The sequence below is a fragment of the Stenotrophomonas sp. YJH_SMC_12-1 genome (assembly GCF_059370935.1).
This window is the reverse complement of record NZ_JCAFUD010000008.1, coordinates 1-19,215: the sequence shown is the minus strand read 5'-3', so window position 1 is coordinate 19,215 and position 19,215 is coordinate 1. Positions and strand designations below refer to the sequence as shown.

Below are 19,215 nucleotides of genomic sequence, written 5' to 3'. Positions count from 1 at the left end.
TCTCTCTTCCAAGGACCCGTGATGCGCAACACGCTCTACCTGTCGATCATCCTCGCCCTGTCTCCCTGCAGCGTGCCGCTGGCCTTCGCCGCCGGTGCCGATGGCCTGGAGGCGCGTGTATCCACGCCGATCGCGGCGCAGCCGTTGGCGCGTGCGCTGGAGCAGCTGTCGCGCGGTTCCGGGGTGCAGTTCCTGTACTCGGCCGGCGGTGATGCCCGCATGGCCGGTGCGGTGCCGCGCGGTGCCACCGTCAGGCAGGCGCTGGAGGCGCTGCTGGCCGGTACCGGCCTGGGGTACACCGTGGTGGATGGCAATGTCATCGCCATCGATCCGGCGCCAGCTCGCAACCAACCGAAGCCGGCCGCGCCGAAGCTGCGCGAGGCCGAGGCAATGGTGGCGCCGACCCTGGACACGGTGAAGGTGATTGCCGCACATGAGGTCATCGACCAGAAGAAGTCGTCGCCGGTGATCAAGGATTCGGTGGTGTATGACGAGATGGACAGCTACGGCGACGAGACCCTGGCCGAGAGCCTGATGGCCGCTCCAGGGCTGAGTGCGGTGGAGGATGCCGGCGAGCCACGTTACGTGACCGTGCGCGGCGTACAGGCCAACCTCAACTACACCACCATCGATGGCATTGCGATTGCCAGCGTGGGGGGCAGTGGCTCCGGCGAGCGCATGAACAACCTGCAGCTGATTCCCAGCGACATCGGCACCCGTACCGACATCTACAAGAGCTTCAGTGCCGAGCAGGCACCGGATGCGATCGGCGGCGTGATCGACATCATCAGCCGCAGTGCCTTCGACCGGTCCGGCAAGTACGTGTTTGCCGATGTGGCAGGCATCTATTCCACCGCCGAGACCAACGTCGAGCGCAGCGCTGGTGGCAACCACGAGACCCTGGGCCACTTCGGCAAGAGCGCCAAGATGGTGTTCTCCAACCAGTTTGGTGTCGACCAGCAGTTCGGCATCGTTGCGGTGGCACGCTACGAGCAGCGTTCGCGCAACAGCGTCAAGCGCTGGGTGGAGTCGAACTACTACTACAACGACGCTGGCAAATACCTCACCGACGGTACCACGGGCCCGGACCAGGCCAAGGGCTGGAACGGGCTGCGTGCGCCTGGCAACTTCAGCACTGGCACCTATACCAACTTCATCACCAACTTCGGTGGCTCCGCCAAGCTTGAGTGGAAGCCCTCGGATGATCCGTTCTACGCATCGCTGCTGCTGTATTCGTACCGGTTCTACGAGAACTCGACGATGAACAAGACGGATCTGTACGGCAACGCCAAGTTTCCGGTCCGCAACCAGACCGAAGACAGCGGCACCACCCAGATCAACAGCATCTACATCAAGAACCGCCACGACCGCTGGGACCGCAGCAACCGTGGCGCCATCGCCAGCTTCAACTGGGACATGGGTGACCGTTCGCGGCTGACCCTGCGCGGTGGCCATACCGAAGAGACCTTCCACAACAGCCAGGTCTACTGGGGGGTACGCGCCTACCCGAGCAACCTGTTCGTCGACTACGAGAACGACAGCCACGGATTCCCCAACGCGGTGGCCGTTTCCGATTCCAGTCTGCTGACCAGTTCCGCATTCAAGCTCAATCCGGCGCAAGCCTACGTCTCCCCGCGCGATGCCAAGGAGAGCATCGACAACCTGCGCGCCGACTTCAGCTACAACATCGACGCCGATGCGAGAGGTTTCGGACTGGCCGCCGGCGCCGAGTACCGCCACCTGAAGATCTGGCAGGACATCGACTTCGACTATTTCAAGAGCAGTGCCACGCTCAACGACTACCTGTATCCGGGTTCGACGCTGCTGGGCAGCGTGCCGGGCTTCCCGCTGATCGACAACCGCAAGTGGAACGAGCAACTGCTGCCGAAACTGGGCAACAACAATGCGGCGTATCCGAATGCCAACTTCACCAGTGACTACAAGTACGTGGAGGACATCACCAATGCCTATGTGTCCGCGCACTACGCCTGGGACCGGCTGCTGCTGATCGGCGGCCTGCGCTACGACCACACCCGCTTCGATGCCTATAGTCCGTTCAGCGATGATGGCGGCACTACCTATACCTCTGCGTTCCGCAACACGAGCGGTGGCTACAACAATCTGCTGCCCTCGTTGAACGCAACCTTCAAGCTCACCGAGGACCAGCGCCTGCGCTTCTCCGCCAGCCGCACGCTGGGCCGGCCGACGCCGAGCAACATCGCCCAGGCCACCAGCACCAGCTGTGGCGATGACGAGGAGGGCAGGGGCTTCTGCAGCATCAAGCAGGGCAATGCCGATCTGCAGCCGCGACGTTCCACCAACATCGACCTGGCGTGGGACCTGTACTTCAACGGAAACAACGGCCTGGTCTCGGTGGCGCTGTTCGACAAGGTGATCAAGGACGACATCTACACCCTGACCACCTTCGAGAACGTGGGTGATGCCCGCTACCGGGTCACCCAGCCGATGAACACCGATGAGTCCACGCTGCGCGGTGTCGAGTTCGCGGTGGCCAACCGCAACCTGCAGTGGGGACGCCAGCGCTTCGACATGTACTTCAACGCTACACGGCTGGAAGGCCAGACCAACTACCGCATCAGCGATGGCACCGAGCGCCGCCTGGATCGCCTGCTGTACCAGCCGGACTGGTCGCTCAACGGTTCGGTGATCTGGCGCATGCCCTGGAAAAGCGCGCAGCTGCGCCTGTCCGGCACCTACCGCAGCCAGATGCTGGTCGACTTCGGTGACACCGAATGGCTGGATTCGTACTACGACCCGTACATGACCTTCAACATGGCCTTCAGCCACAAGGTCAGCAGGCACGTGACGCTGAAGTACGAAGCCAAGAACCTGTTCAACACCCAGCCGACCTACAGCACCGGCCCGAACGGGCGCTTCCGTACCGAGATCGACGACTACGGCCGCTTCTTCTACTTCCACATCATCTACAACTGAGGGCACAGCCGTGGAGACGATCAATCGCAGGCGATTCCTGGCCATGGCCGGCCTGTCCGCTGCCGGTGCCTGGATGGGCACGGCACACGCGCTGGCCGCGCAGGCCGATGCCACCGCGCTGAACCCGCGCAACCTGCTGGCCAAGCCGCGCTTTGCCAGCACACCCTTCACCCTGGGCGTGGCCTCGGGTGATCCCTCGGCCGATGGCATGGTGCTGTGGACGCGCCTGGCGACCGAACCGCTGGTGTTCGGCGGCGGCATGCCGACCCGGCCGATGCTGGTCGAGTGGCAACTGGCCGCAGACGAAGGCATGCGCAGGGTGGTACGCCAGGGGGCGGCGATGGCGCATCCCGAACTCGGCCACGCCGTGCACGTGGAGCTGGACGGGTTGGCGCCCGGACGGCCCTACTGGTACCGCTTCAGCGTCGGTAGCCACGCCAGTGCGGTCGGTTGCACCCGCACGCTGCCCGCAGCCACGGCCGCGGTGGATCGCGTGCGCTTTGCGGTGGCCGGTTGCCAGCACTACGAAGAAGGCCACTACACTGCGTGGCGGCGCATTGCCGAGGAACCGCTTGATTTCGTCTTCCACTATGGTGACTACATCTACGAAGGCGAAAGCCAGCCGGGTCTGCGGAAGATGAACGGCCAGCCGTTCACCAACCTGCGCAACCACGTCGGCCCGCAGATCTACACGCTGGATGATTACCGCCGCCGCTACGCCCAGTACAAGAGCGATGCCGACCTGCAGGCCGCGCATGCGGCGGCACCGTGGTTCGTCACCTTTGACGACCATGAAGTGGACAACAACTGGGCCGGTGCCGAGGACCAGGATGACACGCCCAGCGAAGTGTTCCTGCTGCGTCGCGCACAGGCGTTCCAGGCCTACTACGAGAACATGCCACTGCGCCGCTCTGCATTCCCGCGCGATGGCCACATGCAGATGTACCGGCGCGCACGCTACGGCACGCTGATGGACCTGCACCTGCTCGATACCCGCCAGTACCGCAGCAAGCAGGTGAACATGGCGTTGCGTGAGGAGGTGGAATCGCCGGAGCGCAGCATTGTGGGGGCGAAGCAGGAGCGCTGGCTGTTCGACGGCCTGGCCGATGCCGCACCGCGCTGGCACACCATCGCCCACCAGGTGGCGCTGGGCAACTACATGCGCGAGAAGGATGGGGTGGTGCAGTCGTCCGACGACCAGTGGTCGGGCTATCTGGACAGCCGCCGGCGCCTGCTTGACCACATCCAGAAGGTGGGCTTCGGCAACGTAGTGACTGCCTGCGGCGACGCGCATCGCCACTATGCGAGTGATCTGGTGCAGGACCACCGTGACTCGGGCGTGATCTCCAGCGAGTTCCTCGCCACGTCGATCACTTCCGGCGCCGATGGCCAGGGTGTGGACGCGTATGCCAGCAACCAGATTGCGCACAGCCCCTATCTGAAAGCGACCACCGACAAGCGTGGCTACGTGCTGTGCGATGTCACCCGCGATGCGTGGATCGGCGATATGAAGACGCTGGATACCGTGATGCAGCCGAATGGCGCGGTGCAGAGCTGGAAGCGCTATGCGGTGGAGCACGGCCGGCCGGGGCTGCAGGAGGCCTGAATCTACCGCTCTACAGAGATCCTTCAATCCTGCTCGAACCGCAATGGCTCGCTGCCCATCGCCGGGTCACTTGTGCCGGGGCGCCCATCCTCGGCACGACCGGCCAGGCGCAGCATGCTCTCGCCCGCGCCGATCTGCAGGTCATACCAGCCCGCCGTGGGCGTTGCGTCCCACGCCAACGCGGTTTCTGCGTGTGCGGGTAGTACCAGCGCCTGATCGGGCATGTGCCCGGCATAGGCACCAGGCTGCACACGCACCTGCTGCGCGCCGTCACCCAGGTTGCGCAGCCGCAGCCGCAGTTGGCCATCCGTGCGATCAATTGAAGCCTGCAGCGCAGGATCCTTGGCCGCCCCCTGGAAGTGGCGGTGGAAGCCGTTCGGGCCCAGCAGCCACAGGTCATAGCGGCCCTGGGCATCAAGCGGCCAGCGCTCGCGCAGCGGCATGCCCGGCAGCAGCGTGTAGCGGCGTGGCACCGCATCCAGCCGCAGCCGGTCGTAAACATGCAGCACTGCTGCTGCGCCTTCGCAGGACAGCGCCAGATCCACACCCGAGGCGTCGACAGCGGCAATCGATGCCTGCGGCCGGTAGGGCAGGGCACGCGCCGGGCGCACGCCGCTTTCCTGTTTCGCCGGCTTCAGTCCCTCGGGCAACGCGGGCACGGTGCGTCCCGGCAGGGCGGCGGCGCGCGCGGCCACCGCGCTCACGTCCGGCAGGCCGCGTACGAACGGGCGGGTATCGCGCTGGGCGAAGTCGAACGCGTTGCTGAGGTCGCCGCAGACCGCCCGGCGCCACGGCGTGATGTCCGGTGCGGCCACACCGAAGCGACGTTCGATCAACCGAATGACCGAGGTGTGGTCGTACACCTGCGAATCGACCCAGCCACCGCGGCTCCACGGCGAGATCACATACAGCGGCACGCGCGGACCCAGCCCATATGGGCGGCCACGCAGTTCGGCGAGGTCGTACTTCTCGTCGCCCGGTGCCGGATGGCGGTGGTACTCACCCTCGGTACTGACCGAAGACGCACCGGCCCAGCCGGTGCCCAGCGGTGAAGGCGGTGCCGGTGGCGGCATGTGGTCGAAGAAGCCGTCGTTCTCGTCGAACATCAGCAACAGCGCGGTGCGGCTCCACACCTCTGGATCGGCGGTCAGCGCGTCCAGCACGCGCGCGGTATAGGCCGCGCCCTGGGCGGGGCTGGAGGGGCCGGGATGCTCGCTGCCGGCCGCGTCGGCAATGATGAAGCTGACCTGCGGCAGGCGCCCACCGATCACGTCCTGGCGCAGCTGCGCCAGGCCACGGGTGCTGACGCCGCGTGCGCGCAACTGCGGGTCATGCCCCGGCGCGGCGCGATGGGCCTGGCGGAATACCTCGAAACCGGCCAGCGGGTTGTCGGTGAAGTTGTCGGCCATGTCCTGGTAGATCTGCCAGGACACGCCGGCCTTCTGCAGGCGCTCGACATGGCTGGTCCATCGGTACGACGCCGGATGCCCGCCCTGTTCCGGGAAGTTGTCGTGCGAGTTGGCGATCACAGGGCCACCTGCACGCGCGTGTGCATCATTGTGGCCAGTCCACAGGAACACCCGGTTCGGGTTGGTGCCGGCCTGCATCGCGCAGTGGTAGGCGTCGCAGATCGTGAACGCATCGGCCAGCGCGAACTGGAACGGCATGTCGCTGCGCTGGAAGTAGCCCATGGAGTGGTTCTGCTTGGCCTTCGGCCAGTGCCCCATGCGCCCGTGGTCCCAGGCACGCTGTGCGTCCGGCCAGGTGTGCGGTGTGCCTTCCACCCGCATGTAGCCGAAGTGCGCGGCGGTATCCAGCGGGAACGGCGCGATCGCGCGCGCGCCGCTCGCGTCGGGCTGCAGCCACAGGCTGCGGGTGCGGCCACCGGCCTGCAGGGCCGCGGCAGGGGCCACGAAGCGATCACCGAAACCACGTACCCCAGGCAGCGTGCCGAAGTAGTGGTCGAACGAACGGTTCTCCTGCATGAACACCACGATGTGCTGCAGGTCTTCGAGGCTGCGCGTCTGCGCCGCAGGCGCGATCGCTGCGGCCCGGGCGATGCTGGGCAGCAGCGGGGAAAGGCCGGCGGCAACGCCGGCCTGCAACAACCGGCGTCGGCCGATATCGGTCACGGGCTCACTCACAGGTCCACACGGAAGGAGATGCCGACGGTGCGCGGGGCGCCGATGAAGGCGTTGTCGCGGCCGTCCACCCCCGCAAGATACCGCTTATCGGTGAGGTTGCTCACCACCAGGTTGGCACCCATGCCCTTCAGGCGCGGCGACAGCCCCTGCAGGTCGAAGCCGATGTTGGCGTTGAACACGGTGGCCGAGGGCAGCTTGTTGACGTTGGCGGCGTCGAGATAGCGCGTGCCCAGGTAACGGCCGGACAGGCCGAAGTTCCAGTTCTCGCCCTGCCAGTCCGCCGACAGCACCAGGGTCTGTTCGGGCTGGCCGATCACCTTGGCGCCATCGACGATGCCCAGCTGGGTGTCGCGCGCGGCATCGCCGCTGCCCAGGTACTTGGAGCGGTTGTAGGTATAGGCGGCGTTGAGGCGCCAGCCGTTGTCCCAACCGTAGCCGAACGCCGCTTCCAGGCCGTTGCTTTCCACGCCGCCGAAGTTCTCGTAGACACCGTCGGTCTCGCCCAGGTAGTCGATGCCACTGACGAAACCTGCCGGAAGGTAGACGATGCGGTTGTCGAACTTGATGTTGTACAGGGTCACCGAGGCGGTCAGCGGCCAGCGGCTGATGCGCATGCCCACTTCGATGTTGTCGGCGGTCTCCGGTTCGACGTTGCGGAAGCGCTGCGGGTCGGTCTCGCCGAGCACGCCGGAGGGAATGGCGGCGAAGTTCTGCGAGAAGCCGGCGAACAGCTCCATGCCTTCCACGCCCGGTGCCCAGGTGAAGCCGGTCGACAGCAGCGGATCGGACCTGGAATCGGATTTCACCTGCTCGCTGGCACCGATCACGCGGCGGCGCGACTGGTCGACGAAGAACTGCTTCACGCCCAGGCGGGCACTGAACGGGCCGAAGCGGGCCACGTCCTCGACGTAGTACATCTGCTCGTCAACCTTGTACTTGTCCTCGAACTGCACCCAGTACGGCTGATGGTCGAAGGCGATGTCCTGGCCGACGTTGAGCAGGCGGTGCCAGTCACGGCGTGCCGAACGGTCCAGCTTCTCCACCCACAGGCCGCCACGGATCGTGTTGTCGATCGCACCGAAGGTCTGCCGCCATTCGACGTCGGCGGTCACGCCCATGCGGTCGTTGTCGTAGTGGGTGTGGCGGTAGGACTGCGCGCCCAGCACGTTGCCCGCGTAGCAGTTCGGATCGTACTCGGCGGTGAAGCCCAACCGTGGCGTGCAGCTGGCCAGCCGCTGTGCCGCGCTGCCATCAGGATTGACGAAGAAGATCTGGCCGCGGTTGCTGCCGCCGTACACGGTCTCGCCACCGAGGTACTCCGACTCGGGGCGGCCCGCGCCATCGTCGCTGACCTGCGCCAGGTACGGCGGCAGCCAGTCACCGCGGCCCTGCATGCGATGCCCATAGGCGGCCACCGACGCTTTGAAACCATTGCCGCCGTCAAAGGCTGCGCGCAGGTAGCCGAAGGTGTTCTCGCGCAGCGCACGCGAGCCGGAACGGTAGTTCTGGTCCAGATACGGAATGCCGGTGAGGGTGCCGACCAGGTTGTCGCGATCCGGATTGGTGGCAAAGCCCGTCGGCGAAACGCTGGTGTATTCGGGCTCGTCGGCGTCGTTGTAGGACAGGTAGCCGGTCAGCGTCCAGCGATCCAGTTCGGTGATGAACTTGCCGGCGATGTGGTCGTTGCTGGCGTGGCCGGTGCCGTCGATCCAGTCGTGCACCTTCGACGAGGAGGCGCTGATCCACGCGCGGGTGTGGCCGCCGAGCAGGCCGGTGTCGTAGCGCACGTAGTACTTGCGCGCCTCGTTGTCACCGGCACCGACCACGAAGCGCAGGCGGCTGTCCTGCATCGGGTCGCTGGTGAGGAAGTTGAGCGTGCCGCCGAGGGCTTCGTTCGAGCGCGAGGAGATGTCAGCGGTGCCCTGGCTGACTTCCACCGTTTCCAGGTCCAGGGTGTCGATGTAGCGGTTGGCCAGCGAGCCGCCGCCGTAGCCGGAGCCGCCGTTGGGCAGACCGTCGATGGTGGTGCCGATCTGCTGGGTATCACGATTGGTGACGAACCCGCGCATGCTGATCTGCGTGCCCCACACCGACGAGCCGGTGGCGTCGGCCTCGCTGACCACCACGCCGGGTACTTCGTTCAGCGCGTCGTTGACGCTGCTCATCACCGTCTGCCGGTTCAGTGTTTCTGCGCGCACCGACGTCTTGGCGTAGCTGGTGGCCTGGCCGATCACCTGCACCTGGTCGAGGGTGCGGGCATCGCTGCTGCGCGCTTCGCCCGTATCGCCCTGCGGTGCTTCTGCGAGGGCGTCCAGCGCGGGGGCGATCAGCAGGGCAAGCAGCGAAACACGGGGAAAGCGCGCAATCGTTCGCATCGATACCGGACCTTGGGGGGAGAGAAGCCCCCGAGTGTCGACAGCACCAATGACATCGACATGACGTAGAGATGCAGGAACCGTGTTGTGACGGCCGACGCCCCCGGCCGCCTGCCTGTCAGTACCGCGCGTCCTTGGGTTTCGGGTCGCGCGGCCAGTCCTTGGCCTTGTTGGCGAAGTCCGGCCGGGGCTGGTTGATGAAGTAGCTGGCGATGTCCACCGCATCCTGGTCGGGCATCGCCTGCTGGCCCAGTGGCGGCTCGCGGGTCACCGCCGGTGGCATGTTGTGCTTGACGAAGCCGGCGGCCTTGTACAGGCGCGCCATGCCGGCGCCGATGTTGAAGCTGTGGTCGCCCCATAGCGGCGGGAAGGCGATGTCACCGCCGGCGTCGCGCCGTCCTTCGCCGTTGTCGCCATGGCAGGCGGCGCACTGCACGGCGTACAGCGCCTGGCCGCGGACCGGGTCCGGGGTCAGCGTGCTGTCGATCGGCCCCTCACTGGGGGCGGCCACCTTTGCACCCTCTGGCACCGGACTGCTCAGCCACGCCATGTAATCGAGCATCGCGCGCATCTGCGGCGAGTCCTCCGGCAGCGGCTTGCCGTTCATCGAACGCTGCAGGCAGCCGTTGATGCGCTCGGTCAGCCCGATCACCTTGCCCGGACGCGGCATGTAGCGCGGATAGGCGCCGCCGCCGGTATTGAAGTAGTGATTGCCGAAAGGCCGCTTGCCCTCGGCCATGTGGCACGAGTTGCAGTTCAGATCGTTGCCGACATTGTCCGGCAGCAGCCGTGCGGTCTCGTTTAGGATACGGCGGCCGAGCATCACCGATTCGGCATTGCCGAGCCCGGCGATTTCTTCGGCGCTGGGCGCATGGTAGTGCCCGACCACCTTGCCCTTCGCATCGAGGATATCGATCGTGCTGGCCACGGCGGCATCCAGGTCCGGATACAGATGACGGTAAGCGAGGGTACCGGCCCCGGCGAGCATCACGAGGGTGATCGCACTGCCGATCAGCAGGCGGGAGCGTTTGCGCGAACGTTTCATCGTGCGGCCTCCTGCGGAACGTAGTGCACCGGCTTGTCGGGCACCACCTGGCGCATGCGCGCCACGTCGACCTCGCTCACGGCACTGGCCTGGTTGCCCCAGCTGCTGCGGATGAAGGTCAGGATCTGTGCCAGCTGCGCGTTTGGCAGCTGCTCGAAGCCGGGCATGGTGAAGGCCATGCGGTCATGCGGGGTATGCGGCGTGCGGCCGCCGATCAGGGTCACCTGCACCAGCGAGCTGGGGTCATCGGCGAACACGATCGAGTTGCCGGCCAGGGCTGGATAGACGCGCGGCATGCCGCGCCCGTCGGCGCGGTGGCAGGCCTGGCAGTGCTCGGCATAGGCCAGCGAACCTGCCACGCGGTAGTCGCCGCTGCGCAGTGCGGCGGTGGTGGTGTCGGTACCGGGCGACCACTGTGCGCTGCGTCCTTCGCGGGCGGGCAGCTGCTTCAGGTAGCGGGCCATCGCCAGCAGGTCGGTGTCGGACAGGTACTGCGTGCTGTGCTCGACCACGTCGGCCATGCCGCCGAAGGCCGCCGATCGATCGGTGCGGCCGGTACGCAGGAAATCGACGATCTCGCCCTCGCTCCAGCTGGCCAGGCCGGTCGATTCATTGCGCAGGTTCTTCGCGTACCAGCCTTCCAGCACCGAGCCGGACAGGAACTGGCGGCTGCCATCATCGGCCATCGCCTTTTCCTGGAACGCCAGGCCACGTGGTGTGTGGCAGGCGCCGCAGTGGGCCAGGCCTTCCACCAGTTCGGCACCGCGCTGCTGGCTGGCATCCAGCGACGGATCCGGGTTGAACGTGCGCGGGCGTGCGAACAGCAGCTGCCACCAGGCCAGTGGCCAGCGCATGTTGGCCGGCCACGGGATCGTGCTGTCGGCGTTGTTCTGCTCCACCGGTTGCACCGAGCCCATGAAGTAGGCGTACAGCGCCTTGATCTCGGCGTCGCTGGCGATCACGTACGAGGCGTACGGCATGGCCGGATACAACGGCTGCCCATCATGGCGGATGCCGCGACGCACCGCGCGCTCGAAGTCGGCGTAGTCGTAGGCGCCAATGCCGGTGTCCGGATCGGGCGTGATGTTGGTCGAGTAGATCGTGCCCATCGGCGTCTGCATGCCGAGGCCACCGGCGAACGGCTTGCCGCCGGGCGCGGTGTGGCAGGCCGCGCAGTCGGCCGCGCGCGACAGGTATTGTCCCTGCGCGATCAATGCCGGATCGTGGATGTCGACCTGCGCGGCCTGTCGCGGTGCGAACCAGTAGGGCGTGGTGCGGGCGACGCCGTAGGCGGCGGCCAGCGTGGCGGCCAGGGCAATGGCGAGCTTGAACGAGGTGCGCATGGCGGCACTGTGGGCAATCCCGCGCGCGCGTTCATTGATCCGGATCAATGACTGAACAGATACAGCTTGTACACCAAGCTGAATCGTTCCTGCGTTGTCATCAAGCCGTCATCCATGCGCGATAGATGGCCCACGCGCGCGTCGCTAACCTGCCACGCTGTCGCACCTTTTCCCCGATTGCCCATGAAGCGCCTGCTGCTGTTGTTGCTGGCGTGCGCCGGCCTGTGGCTGGCTGCATGCTCGTCCTCGATCAATGCCTCGTCCACCTCGCTCGCCGATCGGCTGATCGCGCCGGGTGGCGTATCGACCCTGCTCGATCGTCCGCGCATTGCTGCGGCCATCGCCGAACTGCCCAATCGCCACGGCTTCGCGCCGGGCCGCGATGGCGTGCCGATCTTCTGGCGTGTGTTCGATCCTGGCGATTACGGCGCGCGTTACCACTACCTGCCGCAGCGCCACGAGAACGGCCTGCCGCTGGATACCGGCCTGAGCCTGGCAGTACCGCAGCCGTTCCGCGCGCAGGCACCGCGCGGTACCGTGGTGCTGCTGCACGGCTGGATGATGAACGGTGATTCGATGCTGCCGTGGTCGTTGCAGTTGGCCGAATCCGGCTACCGCGTGGTCACGCTCGACCTGCGTAATCATGGACAGTCCGGTACCGGGCCGTCGGGTTATGGCACCTATGAATCCGACGATGTGGTGGATGTGATCGGCGAGCTGCGCGCCCGTGGTGAAGTAACCGGCCCGCTGTACCTGTTCGGCGTGTCCTATGGCGCCGCCACAGCGGTATTCACCGCCGACAAACTCGGCGACCAGGTGGAAGGGGTGGTGGCGATGGAATCGTTCGCCAATGCCGGTGTGGCGATCCGCACGATGATTCCGCACCTGATGGGACTGCAGCCGGAAGGCCTGAAGGCGCAGGCGATGGCGTCGTACGCGCGCTGGCGCTACGGCGGCCAGGACATCAACCAGGTGATCGCCGCCGCCAGCCGCCGTATCGACGTCGATCTGGACCGCGTGGATGTAGCGCGCGCGCTGGCCGATACCCGCGCCTGCGTGCTGCTGCTGCACGGCCAGGGCGACCAGCACATTCCGGTCAGCCAGGGCCGCGAACTGGCCCAGGCCAACCCGCGCGCGCATTACATCGAGATGCGCGGCGAGGACCACATTACACTGCCGCTGCGGCTGGACCTGCTGGCCGGAGTGGTCGATGACTGGATGGCGCGCGATGAGCACCACCCGAAGAGCGCCTGTCCGGCCCCACAGCTGCCGGCCCAGGCCGAGTGGCTGGCCCACCGCTGAAAAAAAGGGGACGGAGGGGATTAAGTCGTTTCCCGCACAGCTGGGCCATAAACGACTTGATCCCCTCCGTCCCCTTTTTCTGTCAGGCCACCCGTCGTGCCAGCGAGCGGGCAGACGCCGCGACGCCCAGCAGCAGCGCGGCCACGCACAGGAAGGCGAAGCCGAGGCTGGTGCCGTGTGCCAGTGCACCGATCGCTGCCGGGCCGGCGAGGATGCCGGCGTAACCCAGCGTGGTGACTGCGGTGATGGCGATGCTCTCCGGCATCACCCGCTGCTGGCCGGCCATCGAGAACAGTGCCGGCACGATGTTGGCGCAGCCCAGCCCGACCAGTACATACCCCGCCAGCGCCACCGGGAACGAGGGCACCAGCGTGGACAGGGTGAAGCCTGCTGCGGCGGTGATGCCGCCGAAGACCAGGGTGCGGGTGCGGCCGAGGCGCTCGACGATGCCGTCGCCGAACAGGCGCATCGCGGTCATCGCCAGGGTGAACAGCGCGAAGCCGGCGCCGGCCTGGTCACGCGGCACCTGCCGCACTTCGGCCAGGAACACCGCGCTCCAGTCCAGCATCGAGCCCTCGGCGAGGAACACCACGAAGGCCAGCACGCCGATGAACAGCACCACGCCGTGCGGCAGCGCCAGCAGTGGGCCGTCGTGCAGGATCCGTTGCGGGCGCCAGTGCGGCGCCGACAGCACCGCGACCAGCAGCAGTGCCGTCACCGAAACCAGCGCGGCCAGCCACAGCGGTGTACCCAGGATCAGCAGGCCGGTCATGCAGCCGGCGCCGACGAAGCCACCGATGCTGTAGAAGGCGTGGAAGCCGGACATCATCGCGCGCCCGGCGTCGCGCTCGACCGCGACCGCCTGCATGTTCATCGCACAATCCAGCGCACCGACGCCGGCGCCGAACACGAACAGCGCCGCACCCAGCGCCACCGGCGAGGGCGCCAGCACCAGCAAGGGCAGGGCGCACAGCATCATCGCGCAGGTGATCACCATCACCCGGCGGCAGCCCAGCCGCCCGGTCAGCGCGCCCGCCAACGGCATCGCCAGCAGCGAGCCGAGTCCAAGGCACAGCAGCACGGCGCCGAGGCTGGCGTCGGACAGCCCGGCCTTGGCCTTGGCGTAGGGCACCATCGGCGCCCATGCGGCGGTGGCGAATCCGGGAATGAAGAAGGCGGCGCGGGTGGCGTGCTGCTGGGCACGGGGGGATGAAGGCGTCATGCGCGATGCGAAGCTCCAGGGAACAGCCATGAAAACGATTTCAGACTGACTCGGCAAGTGCCATGCGTGACATCGGGCGACGCATACGATTGCAGTGACCCGATTGCGTCACCAGCGATTAACGCGACGCACGGACAGTGGCTGCACGGTCTGCATTCCGCCGGCCGCTGCCGGAGACCTCTACATGAGCACGACACCGACCATCCTCCTCGTCCATGGCTTCTGGGGCGGGGCCGCACACTGGGCCAAGGTGATCCTGGAACTGCATCGCAACGGCCACGACCGTGTGCAGGCGGTGGAACTGCCGCTGACCTCGCTGGCCGACGACGCAGGGCGCACCCGGAAAATGATCCGGCAGATCGACGGGCCGGTGCTGCTGGTCGGCCACTCCTATGGCGGCGCGGTGATCAGCCAGGCCGGTAACGAGCCCAACGTGAAGGGCCTGGTCTACATCGCCGCGTTCGCGCCTGATGCCGGCGAGAGTCCCGGTGGGATCACCCAGCAGCACCTGCCGGAGGCGGCGCCGAACCTGGCACCTGACAGTGATGGCTACCTGTGGCTGCGTGCGGACAAGTTCCATGAGAGCTTCTGCCAGGATCTGAGCGAGGACGAAGGCCGGGTGATGGCCGTTACCCAGAAGGCACCGCTGGCCAGCACCTTCGGTGATGCGGTCAGCGACCCGGCGTGGAAGCACATGCCGAGCTGGTACCAGCTGTCCCGCCACGACCACATGATCGCGCCGGAAAACCAGAAGGCCATGGCCGCAAGGATGCAGCCCAGGCGCCTGCTGGAGCTGGATGCCAGCCATGCCTCGCTGGCTTCGCAGCCGAAGGAAGTGACCGCGCTGATCCTGGAGGCCTGCGCCGCCATCGGCGGCTGATCCCGCGCCAGCACTCCGCACGACAGCCGCGGCGCAGGGGAGTACACTCCTGCGCCGCGGCTGTCCGGCCGCGTCCCTCTCTTCCCTCCAGCCGCCGCCAGAGGATCCCACCCTATCGTGGAGGTCCCGTCGTGCTGCCTGTGCCTGTTGTCCATACGCCGTCCCCCTTGCCGCGTCGCCGCGCGTTGCCGCAGGCGCTGGCCCGTGGGGTGCTGATCGCTGCTCTGGGCAGCAGCGGTATTGCTGTTGCGCAGTCCAGTACGGATCCAGCCAAGGATTCGCAGGCGCCTGCATCACAGACCCTGCAGACCGTACAGGTCACCGCCAACCTGCTCGGTACCATCACCGAGGGCAGCGACGCCTATACGCCCGGCACCATTGCCACCGCGACCCGCCTGGTGCTGACGCCACGGCAGACCCCGCAGACCATCAGCGTGATCACCCGCGCACAGATGGATGACTTCGGCCTGCACGGCATCGACGACGTGATGCGGGTGACCCCCGGCATCAGCATCGTCACCTACGACAGCGAACGCACCGAGTACTACGCGCGCGGTTTCGCGATCCAGAACTTCCAGTACGACGGCATTCCGATGTCGCGCAACTCGGCGTACTCCGCCGGCAACACGCTCAGCGATACCGCCATCTACGACCGCATCGAGGTGCTCAAGGGCGCGACCGGCCTGCTGACCGGCATGGGCGATCCGGGTGCGACCATCAACCTGGTGCGCAAGAAGCCGGGCAAGGACTTCGCCGGCAGTGCCTCGCTGGGTGTCGGCCGCTGGGACGACTACCGCGCCGAGCTCGATGTGGGTGGCCCGCTGACTGCCGATGGCCGCGTGCGTGGCCGTGCCGTGGGTGCCTGGGAAGACAAGCGCTCCAACCTGGACAACTACCAGCGCACTAGCAAGGTCGGCTATGCCGTGCTGGAAGCCGATCTGGGCGAACGCACGCTGTTGTCGATCGGTGGCGACGTGATGGACAGCGACCCGAAAGGCTCCACGTGGGGCGGCATTCCGCTGCTGGACAGCGCCGGCAACTTCAACCGCATGCCGCGCTCGTTCAACAATGGTGCGCAATGGGCCGGCTGGCGCCAGTACGTGCGTACCGGTTTCGCCACGTTGGAGCACACGTTCGCCAACGATTGGATTGCCAAGCTGCAGCTCAATCATCAGGTCAACGGCTATGACGCCGCACTGGCCGGTGCCGCCGCCGGCAATCCCGATCCGTTGACCGGCGAGGGCGTCAGCCTGTGGCTCGGCAAGTACGTCGGCAAGACCGTCAGCAATGCCGCCGACTTCTATGTGAGTGGGCATTTCGGCCTGTTCGGCCGCGAGCATGAGCTGGTGGTTGGTGGCAGTGCCTCGCGCAAGCGCTGGACCAATACCGGCTACGGCCCTCAGGCGGGTTTCCCGGATACCGTGCCGGACTACCGCAGCTGGAATGGCGACATTGCCGAACCGCAGTGGCAGCGCACCTATGACAACAATGAAATGACCCGTGAGAACGGGCTGTACGTGGTTGGCCGCTTCGACGTGGCCGATCCGTTGAAGCTGATCGTCGGCAGCCGCCTGGCCAGCTACCGCTCGCCGGACACGCGCGAGACCGGCGTCCATGTGCCCTATGCCGGCGTGGTCTACGACCTCGGCGAGCATTACTCGGTGTATGCCAGCTACAGCACCATCTTCAAGCCGCAGGGCGAGCGTGACGAGCAGGGCAAGGCGCTGGATCCGCTCGAAGGCCGCAGCTACGAGATGGGGCTGAAGGCCGAGTTCTTCGATGGACGCCTCAATGCCAGTGCGGCGCTGTTCCAGCTTGATCAGGACAACTTCGCTCAGCCCACCGGCGGCAAGACACCGGATGGCCAGGATGCCTACCGCACCTTGATGGGCGTGCGCACCAAGGGTTTCGAGCTTGAAATGTCGGGTCAGCTGGCCGAGGGCTGGCAGGTGCAGGGTGGGTTCTCCCACAAGATCGCCCGCCAGGCGGGCACCAAGGTGACCACGCTGGAACCGGAGAACCAGTTCAGCCTGCACACCCGCTACCGCCTGCGTGGCGCCTGGCAGGGGCTGACGCTGGGTGGTGGCGCACGCTGGCAGGATTCGACTTTCGGCGAGATTACCAACCCGGCCACGCGGGCCAAGGTGGTGCATCGCACGCAGCCGTACTGGTTGCTCGATGCGATGGCGCGCTACCAGTTCAACGATCGCCTGTCGGCCACGGTCAACGTCAACAACCTGCTCGACAAGCGTTACTACACGATCTTCAACTGGTACAGCACCTACGCCTGGGGCGAGCCGCGCAACGTGCGGTTGAGCTTGAATTACAGGTTCTGACGCAGATGCGCCCGCGATGCTCTGCAGCATCGCGGGCGATGTGGTTACAGCGGCAGGTCGAACACCAGCACTTCGGCATCGTTGCCGTTTTCCAGCGTCAGCTGGGCTTCGTCGCTGACCTGCAGCGCATCACCGGCTTCCAGGGTGATGCCGTTGACCTGCAGCTGCCCACGGGCCACCTGCACATAGGCGCCACGACCGTTGCCAAGGGCATGGTGCAGCTTCTGGCCGCCGTCGAGGATGGTGGCGAAGATGCGGGCATCCTGGTGGATGCGCAGCGAACCGTCGGCGCCGTCCGGCGAAGCGATCAGGCGCAGCTGGCCGCGCTTGGTCTCCGGTGCGAAGTGGGTCTCCTCGTAGGACGGCGTGATGTTCTCGGTGTCCGGGAAGATCCAGATCTGCAGGAAGTGCACGGTCTCGTCGGCCGAGTGGTTGAACTCGCTGTGGGTGACGCCGCTGCCGGCGCTCATGCGCTGCACGTCGCCGTAGCGCAGCACTGAGCCGGTGCCCATCGAGTCCTTGTGTTCCAGCGCACCGCCCAGCACGTAGGAGATGATTTCCATGTTGCTGTGGCCGTGGGTGCCGAAGCCCTGGCCGCCGATCACCTTGTCTTCGTTGATCACCCGCAGCGGGCCGAAGCTGACGTAGCGCGGGTCGTAGTAGTTGGCGAAGGAGAAGGTATGGCGCGAGGACAGCCAGCCATGCTCGGCCAGGCCACGGGTAGCGCTCTTGCGGATCTGCAGCATGATGGAATCTCCTTGTTCGATGGTTTCGATGGGGCGGGGTGGGCTGGCAGCCGCTTTGTTTCCCCGTTGGAGAGAAGTATCCGCTTGCGCCTTGGGTTTGAAAAACGGATAGTTTTGACAGCCATCATCGAAAAATTCGAATGCTCAAGCTCAGCCTCGATGCCCTGCAGATCCTGGATGCCATCGACCGCCGCGGCTCCTTTGCCGGCGCCGGCAAAGCCCTGCACAAGGTGCCCTCGACCATCTCCTACACCGTGGCCAAGCTGGAGGAGGACCTGGGCGTTCAGCTGTTCGACCGGGTCGGTCCGCGCGCCGAGCCGACCGATGCTGGCCGCGCGCTGCTGGACGAAGGCCGGCACCTGCTGCGCGCCGCCCGCGAGCTGGAACTGCGGGTGCGCCGGGTGGCGTCGGGCTGGGAGACCGAACTGACGCTGGCGGTGGATTCGGTGTTCCCGACCTGGCTGCTCGGGCCGGACATCGCCGCGTTTCGCGAGGCCGAGGCACCGACCCGGCTGCGATTGATCGGCGAGGCCCTGTCCGGCACCTGGGAGGCCCTGCTGGACCGCCGTGCCGACCTGCTGGTCGGCGCGCCGGGCGAGGGCCCCAGTGGCGGTGGTTACGTGGTCGAGCCGCTGGGCACGGTGGAGTTCGTGTTCGCGGTCGCGCCCGGTCATCCGTTGGCCGCAGTGCCGGGTGTGCTGGGTCGCGAGCAGCTGGTCGAGCACTGCGCGATCGCGGTCTCTGATTCCGCGCGCAGGCTGCTGCCGCGCACGGTCGGCTTGTTGATGGGGCAGGAGATGCTGACGGTGCCGGACATGGCCAGCAAATTGAAGTTGCAGTGCGAAGGCGTGGGATTCGGCTTCCTGCCCGAGCCGTGCGCACGCGCTGCGGTGGCGCGTGGCCAGCTGGTGATCCGCGAGGTGGAGGAACACAAGCCGGAAGAGACCTTCTGGCTGGCCTGGCGCACCGGAGAGGATGGCGCCGCACTGCGCTGGTGGCGCGAGCGCCTGCGCAGGCCGGAGCTGCTGTCGCAGTGGTGGCAGGCAATGGCCAGGGGGTAGGTGTACGGCAGGGCTGCGCCCTGCACCCGCTACGATCCAGAGCAACAGCAACAGCAACTGCAACAGCAGAAGCTGGTTTCCTGAGGGATGGCGGGGTGGGTCCGGTTGCGGGAGACGCCGTAAACCCGTCCTTGGGGGCTTGGCCGCGGCATCCATGCCGCGGACACTCCCGCAACCGGACCCACCCCGCCTTCGACAGT

Annotated in this window: 12 protein-coding genes; 6 read left to right on the top strand and 6 right to left on the bottom strand. The window is 66.5% G+C overall.

What is annotated here, in order from left to right; genetic code table 11:
- Positions 1–21: 21 nt before the first annotated feature.
- The gene (locus AC5P8Y_RS15150) at positions 22–2,955 is read left to right on the top strand and encodes a TonB-dependent receptor (protein ID WP_111188618.1); all 2,934 of its coding nucleotides are present in this window, start codon (positions 22–24) and stop codon (positions 2,953–2,955) included.
- A gap of 10 nt (positions 2,956–2,965) precedes the next feature.
- On the top strand, positions 2,966–4,561 hold the full coding sequence (locus tag AC5P8Y_RS15145; RefSeq protein WP_049454895.1) for an alkaline phosphatase D family protein: 1,596 nt from the start codon (positions 2,966–2,968) through the stop codon (positions 4,559–4,561).
- A 23-nt stretch (positions 4,562–4,584) separates the two neighbouring features.
- On the opposite strand, the gene AC5P8Y_RS15140 is transcribed toward AC5P8Y_RS15145, so the two are convergent.
- From AC5P8Y_RS15140 to AC5P8Y_RS15125, 4 genes are all read right to left on the bottom strand, one after another.
- Positions 4,585–6,693 carry a phosphocholine-specific phospholipase C gene (locus AC5P8Y_RS15140; protein ID WP_033834147.1) on the bottom strand — a complete coding sequence of 703 codons (2,109 nt, stop codon included), beginning with the start codon at positions 6,691–6,693 and terminating at the stop codon, positions 4,585–4,587.
- Between the two features lie 8 nt (positions 6,694–6,701).
- A complete protein-coding gene (locus tag AC5P8Y_RS15135; protein ID WP_049433268.1) occupies positions 6,702–9,080 on the bottom strand; it encodes a TonB-dependent receptor domain-containing protein in 2,379 nt (792 codons plus the stop codon).
- Positions 9,081–9,198: 118 nt separating this feature from the next.
- Complete coding sequence (locus AC5P8Y_RS15130) at positions 9,199–10,125, bottom strand: c-type cytochrome (RefSeq protein WP_049433267.1); 927 nt, start codon at positions 10,123–10,125, stop codon at positions 9,199–9,201.
- A complete protein-coding gene (locus tag AC5P8Y_RS15125; protein WP_111188620.1) occupies positions 10,122–11,468 on the bottom strand; it encodes a c-type cytochrome in 1,347 nt (448 codons plus the stop codon). The genes AC5P8Y_RS15130 and AC5P8Y_RS15125 overlap by 4 nt, the downstream gene beginning before the upstream one ends.
- 183 nt (positions 11,469–11,651) lie before the next feature.
- On the opposite strand from AC5P8Y_RS15125, the gene AC5P8Y_RS15120 reads away from it, so the two are divergent.
- A complete protein-coding gene (locus AC5P8Y_RS15120) occupies positions 11,652–12,770 on the top strand; it encodes an alpha/beta fold hydrolase (protein WP_005409039.1) in 1,119 nt (372 codons plus the stop codon).
- An 82-nt stretch (positions 12,771–12,852) separates the two neighbouring features.
- Here the strand turns inward: AC5P8Y_RS15120 and AC5P8Y_RS15115 are convergent, their stop codons facing one another.
- On the bottom strand, positions 12,853–13,992 hold the full coding sequence (locus AC5P8Y_RS15115) for an MFS transporter (protein WP_164133532.1): 1,140 nt from the start codon (positions 13,990–13,992) through the stop codon (positions 12,853–12,855).
- A gap of 184 nt (positions 13,993–14,176) precedes the next feature.
- On the opposite strand from AC5P8Y_RS15115, the gene AC5P8Y_RS15110 reads away from it, so the two are divergent.
- On the top strand, positions 14,177–14,872 hold the full coding sequence (locus AC5P8Y_RS15110) for an alpha/beta hydrolase (RefSeq protein ID WP_024957582.1): 696 nt from the start codon (positions 14,177–14,179) through the stop codon (positions 14,870–14,872).
- Between the two features lie 131 nt (positions 14,873–15,003).
- Entirely contained in the window at positions 15,004–17,208 is a 2,205-nt protein-coding gene (locus AC5P8Y_RS15105; protein WP_049402566.1) for a TonB-dependent siderophore receptor, read from the top strand.
- 44 nt (positions 17,209–17,252) lie between these two features.
- Here the strand turns inward: AC5P8Y_RS15105 and AC5P8Y_RS15100 are convergent, their stop codons facing one another.
- Positions 17,253–17,954: a pirin family protein gene (locus tag AC5P8Y_RS15100; protein ID WP_005409043.1), complete on the bottom strand. Its 702-nt coding sequence runs from the start codon at positions 17,952–17,954 to the stop codon at positions 17,253–17,255.
- 140 nt (positions 17,955–18,094) lie between these two features.
- Here AC5P8Y_RS15100 and AC5P8Y_RS15095 point away from each other — a divergent pair, with 140 nt between their 5' ends.
- Positions 18,095–19,015, top strand: a complete 921-nt coding sequence (locus AC5P8Y_RS15095; RefSeq protein ID WP_049402565.1) for a LysR family transcriptional regulator — start codon at positions 18,095–18,097, stop codon at positions 19,013–19,015.
- The last annotated feature ends 200 nt before the right edge of the window (positions 19,016–19,215 follow it).